This is a genomic window from Actinosynnema sp., from assembly GCF_052038725.1.
Genome location: NZ_JBQGCX010000866.1, coordinates 1 through 6,671 on the forward strand (window position 1 = coordinate 1; position 6,671 = coordinate 6,671).

Sequence of the window (6,671 nt, forward strand, 5' to 3'; positions counted from 1 at the left end):
TGGTTCCCGCGCTCACCTCGGCTTACTCTCCTGCGCCATGAGGGCGATCGCGGTGGCCGCGATGTTGGCGTTGGTGTCGATCGGGTCGGCCTGGTTGTGGGGCGGCGCGGTCGCCGAGGGCTGGGCGTTCGCCTTCGCGCCCGAGTGCGGCGCCGTCGAGCGCGAGGACTGCGTGTTCGAGGAGCGCGTCACGGTGTCGAGCGCCTTCCGCGACTACGACGGCTCGGCGCAGCTGAAGTCGAAGGACGGGGACGGCGTGGAGCACGTCATCGCCGGCCTGCCGAGCTGGGACGACGCCAACCGCGTCGCCCCGAGCCCGCCCGCCGAGGTCGTCCTGGTGCGCTTCGCGGGCCGGACCCTGGACGTGCTCGGCGCGGACGGCGAGCGCGTCACGGTGTCCCCGGTCGCGGACGGCTCGTCGGCGAAGCTGCTGATGTGCGGCATCGCGGTGATCGGCCTGTCCCTGCTGATCCCGGCGTCCTGGGTCCGCAAGGGCGCGGCGGGCGCGGCGGCCGGCCTGTTCGCCGCGCTGGGCGCGGGCACCCTGGTGCCGAGGAGCATCGCGATCCCGCTGGAGATCGTGGTGTTCGTGGTGGTGAGCGCACTCGTGGCGGCGCTGTTCCTGCTGCACCGGCCGAGCCCGTCACCCGCAGGCCCTGCGCCGGTCGGCTGACGGTTCCCGTCGGGGCGCGAACGTTCGGCGGTCCAGCGGGCCAGTGGGCCAACGGTCCGAGGACGGGGCGCCCCGGCGGTCGACGGTCGTGCCGGGCGCGCGAGGGGGCGCGACTACCGCTGGGCGCAAGGTTCCCGTTTCGGGAACCGGCCTACCCGATTCCCCGATCGGGTGAGGGCTGTCGTCCGTTACATCAACTACTTGGCCTAAAAATTCTTTACTACGCAGAATTGTCACGCTTCCGTACGATCGAGGGATAGCCCTTTCGTGTGACGGCTGGTGCGAACAAGTGATCAAACTGCTCAGTAGGTCACCTCAAAGTATCTGTGGTGCAACTTCGGCGCGCCGGTGCACCCATACTGCTGAACGCGTCCTGGGGATACCGTTCGGCGCAGCGTGGATGCCGCTCGCCGCGCGAGCGCGGTAGCTGGTCAGGGGCGGGTCAACCAGACTGGCATCCTCGTTCCCACCAAAACGAATATCTTGGAATAAAGAACGCGGCCTCCTGCGCCAACAGGAGACCGCGTGACGTCCCCACCCCGTGTGCCTGGGCTAGCCACCGCAGAACGCGAAGTTAGGAACCTGTTGAGTCTAGATCCGCAGACACGTCCGCGACCAGAGAGCCAGCCGTCACAAGTGAGTGACATCGGCCCGCTCGCGGTTCGCCGTTCCCTGGCGCTGCACCGGTTGCCGCCACCCCGCACGGGGAGCGCCCCCGCGCGCGTCCCGAACGCCCAGGCGCCCCCGCTCCGCGCCGCCCCCGCCAGGGCGGTGCGGGTGCTGCTCGCCGCCACGTCAGCGGGCTTCCTGGTCCTGGTCGCACTGCTCAGGGCCTCCACGTCGCCCGCGACCCTCGGGTTCGCGCTCGCGCTCGCGCTGACCTGCCCGGCAGCGGCCTACCGGCTCAGAACGACCGGCGCCGCCGGCTGACCTCGACGGTCCGCCGCCCCCGACGCGCGACCACGCCCCCCGGTCCGCTCCTGCTCGAGCGGTCCTGCTCTGCGCTGCGCTCTTCAGCCTTGTCGATAAGGAAAACCCCTTGCCTCGTCACACACCCCCTACCGCGCAGGCCACCCTCTACCGCTTCCCCGTCGTGCCGGGAACGCGGCTGGCCGACTACCTGGACCTGTCCGGGGTGAGCGCGGTCAGCCACAACGGCCCGGTCGAGATCGCCGACGCGGTGGCGCACCTGGTCGCGGGGACCCGAACCGCGGGCGCCCCGGAGTGGGCTGGCACGGTCACCGCGCTGACCGGGGTGCGGCCGTCCCTGGTGCGCGGCACCCCCTTCGCGGTCCTGCTCGTCCGGGTGGACCGCTGGGTCGTGGCCGCGGTCTTCGGCAGCGGTCGGCACCTGCTCGACGACCTCAAGCTCGAGCACGGCTTCGGGCTGCTGTTCGCCATCCGCCGCTTGGATCCCACCGACCTCAGGGCCGTCACCAGCAGCCTGCTCGACGTGTCCGCGCGCAGCACCCGGACCAACTTCCCCTCCGGCAACTCCCCGATCGGCTTCGGGCTGGAACCCGCGGGGGAGCTGGTGACCCGCGTCTCGGGCATGGCCGACATGACCGGCATGACCTACCGGGTGGCCACCGGTGGCAAGAGGTTGCGCGTGACCGCCGGGGACTCGCTGTCGCTGAGGGTCGGCGCCACGCCCCGGCACTTCATCGCCGACCTCCGGGCGATCTGCGCGATCACCGAGGAGACCGACCAGGACTCGCCCCTCAGGTTCATCACCGACGTCCGCCCGCTGTCCGACCGGGACCCGGTGCTCCCGGAGCTCGAGGGCAGGCTGGCGCGCGCCCTCGGCGGTGAAGAGGGCTCCGGAGCGCTGGGAGTGTGCTGGCCGACCGCGGCGCTGCGGCACCTGGAAGAGGCGAACTCCTTCGCCACCAACAACATCGGCGGCACCGGACCGATGCTCTTCGACGGCTTTCCGGACGTCGACGACCTCGTCGCCCGGTTCGCGCAGATGCCGGTCGCGATGCGGGTGAGCGAGCTGCGGGACGCGCGGCTGACCCCGTGCGCCGACGACGCGGGGGAGGAGTTCCTCACCAGGGCGATCACGCTGGACAAGTGGATCGCCTTCGAGGCGCTGGTCGACGGGCGCACCTACTGCCTGCACCAGGGCGGCTGGTACGAGCTCGGGCGGGCGGCGGTGGAGCGCGTGCGCGAGCAGGTGCGGGAGCTGCTGTCCGACCGCAGCGAACTGGTCTTCCCGCTGTGGCGACCCACCGGTCGCACCGACGACGAGCACCGCTACTGCGAGCTGGTGGCGGAGCAGCCGGGTTTCCTGTGCCTGGACAAGGACTTCGGCCGCACGCCGATGCACCGCAGGTTCGAGTTCGCCGACCTCGTGGGGCCGGGCGACGAGCTGATCCACGTCAAGTGGTTGGCCAGGGCCACCGCCGCCAGCCACCTGTTCACCCAGGCCCAGGTGGCGGTGTGGGCGCTGCGGTTCGAGGCCGAGGCCCTGCGGCAGTTGGACGCCAAGGTCCGGGCGCTGGACAGCACGAGGGGCATCGCGCGGCAGCCGCAGGTGCTCGTCCTGGCTGCTGCCGGACGCGAGTGGGAGGTCGGACAGCTGTTCACCCTGTCGATGGTGGGCCTGCTGCGGCTGGACGCCGAACTGCGCAGGCACGGGGTGCGGTTGCAGTTCGCCGACATCCCGCACGCCCCCAAGCCGAGGGCCGGTGGTCGCGCGGAACCGCGCATGGCGACGAGCCGCTCCTGATCACAGGCCCGGTGGCGTCGGCCGCACCGCGCCGCCCCGGCACCGTCCCCGCTGCTTCCCGGAGGTTGTCCTCATGGGGGTCGAACGCGACCCTGGCCTGTCGGTGTCCAACCAGCTCTCCGGCGGCCGTCACCGCACAGTGCTCCAGATCGGGCAGTTCCACGGCGACCTGACCCTGCGGGAGGCCGACGCGGTGGACGCGGGCGTCGCGCTGGTGTCGATCTCGCCACCGGTGGACCGGTCGGCTCCCACCTTGCACGGGCGCGACGAGCTGCTGGCCGAGGCGGTCGAGTCCGCCCTGCGCCAGGACGGTTCGGTGCTGGCGCTGCACGGGACCGGTGGCAGCGGCAAGACCGCGGTGGCGTTGGAGCTGACCGACGCCTTGAGGCGCACCGGTTCGGGCTTGACGGTGTGGTGGCTGGACGCCTCCGACCCCCGGACGCTCTCAGCGGGCTTCCGCGAGGTCGCCCTGGCCGCGCAGGCCTCCGTCGAGGAGGTGGTCATGGCCTGGTCGGGGGCGAGGTCGCCAGTCCCCGTGGTGGCCAAGGCCCTGGCGCGCGCGGTGGGGTGGGTGCTCGTGGTGGACAACGCCGACGACGCGCGCGCCCTGCGCCCCTGGCTCCCCGCGCTTCCCCCGTCCAACGGCGCGGTGGTGATCACCACCCGGCACGGCGCCACCGACCCCCTGCCGCGGGGCGCCGCCCTGCGCGAGGTCGAACCGCTGGGCGAGCGGCACGCGGTCGACATGCTGCGCGAACTGGCCCCGGACGCGGGTGATCGCGCGCAGGCGCTGCTGCTCGCCCGCGCCCTGGGCAAGCTTCCCCTGGCGCTGCACCTGGCGGGTCGCTACCTGAGCGCGGCAGCCCGGCTGCCCCGCGTGGCGGGGGCGGAGCTGCCCGCGGACTTCGACCACTACCGGCGGGTCTTCCTCGACCACTTCCCCCAGGTCGACCAGCTGCACGAGCTCGTCGGCGGCCTGGACGAGCGCGAGGTGCTCGCTCGGACCTGGGAGCTGTCGCTGGAGCTGCTGGAGGAACTGGGGGTGCGCTGGGCCCGTGCCCTGCTGCGCTGGCTGTCCTCCCTCGCGCAGGCTCCGCTGCCCGTGCGCGCGCTCGAGGTCCGGATCTTCACGCTGTCCCGGCTGTTCGACCTGATGACACCGCTGGAGCTGGTGCGGACCTTGGCCAAGCTGGCCGACTTCGGCCTCGTCGACCGGGTGCTGTTCCAGGACCCGCGCTTCTCCCCGGTCAGCACCGAGTGCGTGCTGGTGCACCCGGTCATCCGCGAGGCCAACCGCCACCAGCCCGACCTGGTCGCCGACCCGCGCCCGTACCTGGCGCTGGGCATCGCGGTGCTGGACGGCATGACCTCGCACCTGTCGGCCGCGGACCGGGAACACCTGTCCGGCTGGGCGGCGGTGGGGCCGCACTGCGAGCACCTGGTCGACCGCATCGCCGCGCTCGGCCTGTCCGGCGACTTCGAGCTGCTGGGCACCAAGCTGACCCGTTCCATGGCGGTGCTCGCCCAGCTCACCCAGGCCCACCCGCGCGCCGAGTCGCTGTTCACCCACGCGCTGGAGGTCAGGACCAGGCACCTGGGACCACGCCACCCCGATGTGCTGGGGCTGCGCCGGGACCTGGCGTGGCTGCGCTGGGAAGCCGAGGCGGGCGGGCTCGCGGCCGGGCACGAGTCCGAGTTCGCGGACCTGCTGCACGACTGCGCGCGCTGGCTGGGCGACACGCACGAGGTGACCTTGGCCTGCCGGTACGACCTGGCCTGGATCTACTCCCGGGACAGGGACGACGAGGTGACCGCCCACCTGCTGCGCGAGACGGTCCGGGGCGAGCACGCGGCGTCCGGCCGCCACGGGCTGACCGGGCTGACCGCGCAGATCGAGCTGGTCGTGGGGCTCTGCCGCAGGGCCGAGCAGGGGCAGGCAGTCGAGGACGGGATGCTCGAGGAAGAGGTCCACCAGCTGCTGACCATGCTCGACGAGGTCGAGTCGCGCCCCGAGCTGGGCGAGGCCCTGCCGGTGCCGATCGACCGGGTGCGCGCCACGCTCGCCGACGTGCTCCGGGCGCGCCACAGCGGCGGCGCCGCAGGCCCGCCCCCGGCCGAGCCGGGATGACCCGGTCGCGGTGGCGCGGGGTCCGACGTCGTGCGCCCGAACTCGCGGGCGGTTCCCCGGTGGGCGGTGCCGCGTGGGCGGCGGTTCCGCGGCCGGTCGGACACGCGTCGAGTCGCGCCGCGGAATTCCTCATCACGGGTAATCCTGCTAGTCAGACGCTCGTCACCGTCGCCGTCATCGGTTCTGGCGCCTGGGCCGCGTTCAAGCGCTTCGCGAACGGTCTCAACGGCCACCGGGCCCACCCGTCGGCCGAGAACCGGTCAGACCCCCGGCGCCAACCGGATGTTCGGCCCCAGGTCCACCCCGTGGCTGCCCGTCCCCGGCCGCTCGACGGACACCCGCAGCCCCGTGCTGCGCAACGCCTTCGCCCGTTGCAGCGCGATCCGGCGGCCGGTGTCCTCCAGGCCGGGGTAGAGGGAGCTGTTCGTGGTCTGCGCGGGGTGCTTGCGGTAGAGCCAGGTCACCTCGTGGTCGTGCCAGCCCCGGGTCAGCTCGGACAGGGCCACCAGCGCGCCCAGCTCGTCGTCCACCGGCACGCCGGTCCAGCCGCCCAGCGCGCGCAGGGTCTCCGTCCTGGCCGCCAGACCACCGCCGTGCAGGGGCCAGTTGCCGCCGCGCTCCTCGGCCCAGCGGTTCACCTCGCCCGGTCGCACCGGGCCGTGCGGCAGGTCCGGCGGGAACGGGCGGCGCGTGCCGTCGGGGAGCAGGTCGTCCGCCGACATCACCGCCCAGTGCACCGGGTGCTCCTCGAAGCGGGAGATCAGGGTGGCGAGGGCGTGCGGCAGCAGGACGTCGTCGTGGTCCAGGTTCTGCACGATCTCGCCGGTCGCCCGCGCCAGCGCCAGGTTGCGGGTCGCGGCGATGCCGAGCCTGGCGCCGTTGCACGCGTGGCGCGCCCCGCCGACCCGGTCGGCCAGCGCGGGCGCCTCACCGTCCTCCTGGACCAGCCACTCGCACGCCCAGCCCGGCGGGAGTTGTTGCGCGGCAACGCTCCTGGCCGTCTCCACCAGGTAGTGGGCGCTCGGGGCGTGTGCCGCGGTGATCACCGAGATCGTGCGCATGGGCCCTTCCGGTTCGTCAGCTGCTTCGGATCTTGCGCAGCGCGGCGAGGAACTCCCGCGCCGACCGCTCCCAGTCCA

At 72.9% G+C, this 6,671-nt stretch carries 5 protein-coding genes; 4 read left to right on the forward strand and 1 reads right to left on the reverse strand.

Features of this window, described 5'->3' with window-relative positions:
* Positions 1 to 37: 37 nt before the first annotated feature.
* The 4 genes from ACTUAL_RS17830 to ACTUAL_RS17845 all read left to right on the forward strand — a co-directional run bounded on the left by ACTUAL_RS17830 (position 38) and on the right by ACTUAL_RS17845 (position 5,532).
* Positions 38 to 673 carry a hypothetical protein gene (locus ACTUAL_RS17830; protein WP_096495653.1) on the forward strand — a complete coding sequence of 212 codons (636 nt, stop codon included), beginning with the start codon at positions 38 to 40 and terminating at the stop codon, positions 671 to 673.
* 636 nt (positions 674 to 1,309) lie between these two features.
* Positions 1,310 to 1,603 (forward strand): hypothetical protein, encoded by a 294-nt coding sequence (locus ACTUAL_RS17835; RefSeq protein ID WP_440901059.1) that lies wholly within the window; start codon positions 1,310 to 1,312, stop codon positions 1,601 to 1,603.
* A gap of 109 nt (positions 1,604 to 1,712) precedes the next feature.
* Complete coding sequence (locus ACTUAL_RS17840) at positions 1,713 to 3,404, forward strand: TIGR04141 family sporadically distributed protein (RefSeq protein WP_440901060.1); 1,692 nt, start codon at positions 1,713 to 1,715, stop codon at positions 3,402 to 3,404.
* A gap of 73 nt (positions 3,405 to 3,477) precedes the next feature.
* Positions 3,478 to 5,532: a hypothetical protein gene (locus ACTUAL_RS17845; protein ID WP_440901061.1), complete on the forward strand. Its 2,055-nt coding sequence runs from the start codon at positions 3,478 to 3,480 to the stop codon at positions 5,530 to 5,532.
* A 260-nt stretch (positions 5,533 to 5,792) separates the two neighbouring features.
* Here the strand turns inward: ACTUAL_RS17845 and ACTUAL_RS17850 are convergent, their stop codons facing one another.
* A complete protein-coding gene (locus ACTUAL_RS17850; RefSeq protein WP_440901062.1) occupies positions 5,793 to 6,593 on the reverse strand; it encodes a glycosyltransferase family 2 protein in 801 nt (266 codons plus the stop codon).
* Between the last annotated feature and the right edge of the window lie 78 nt (positions 6,594 to 6,671).

What these genes read in the sequence shown, in the direction of transcription:
- ACTUAL_RS17830 (WP_096495653.1), top strand. Translation starts at nt 38, where the DNA reads ATGAGGGCGATCGCGGTGGCCGCGATGTTGGCGTTGGTGTCGATCGGG.
- ACTUAL_RS17845 (WP_440901061.1), top strand. Translation starts at nt 3,478, where the DNA reads ATGGGGGTCGAACGCGACCCTGGCCTGTCGGTGTCCAACCAGCTCTCC.
- ACTUAL_RS17850 (WP_440901062.1), bottom strand. Translation starts at nt 6,593, where the DNA reads ATGCGCACGATCTCGGTGATCACCGCGGCACACGCCCCGAGCGCCCAC.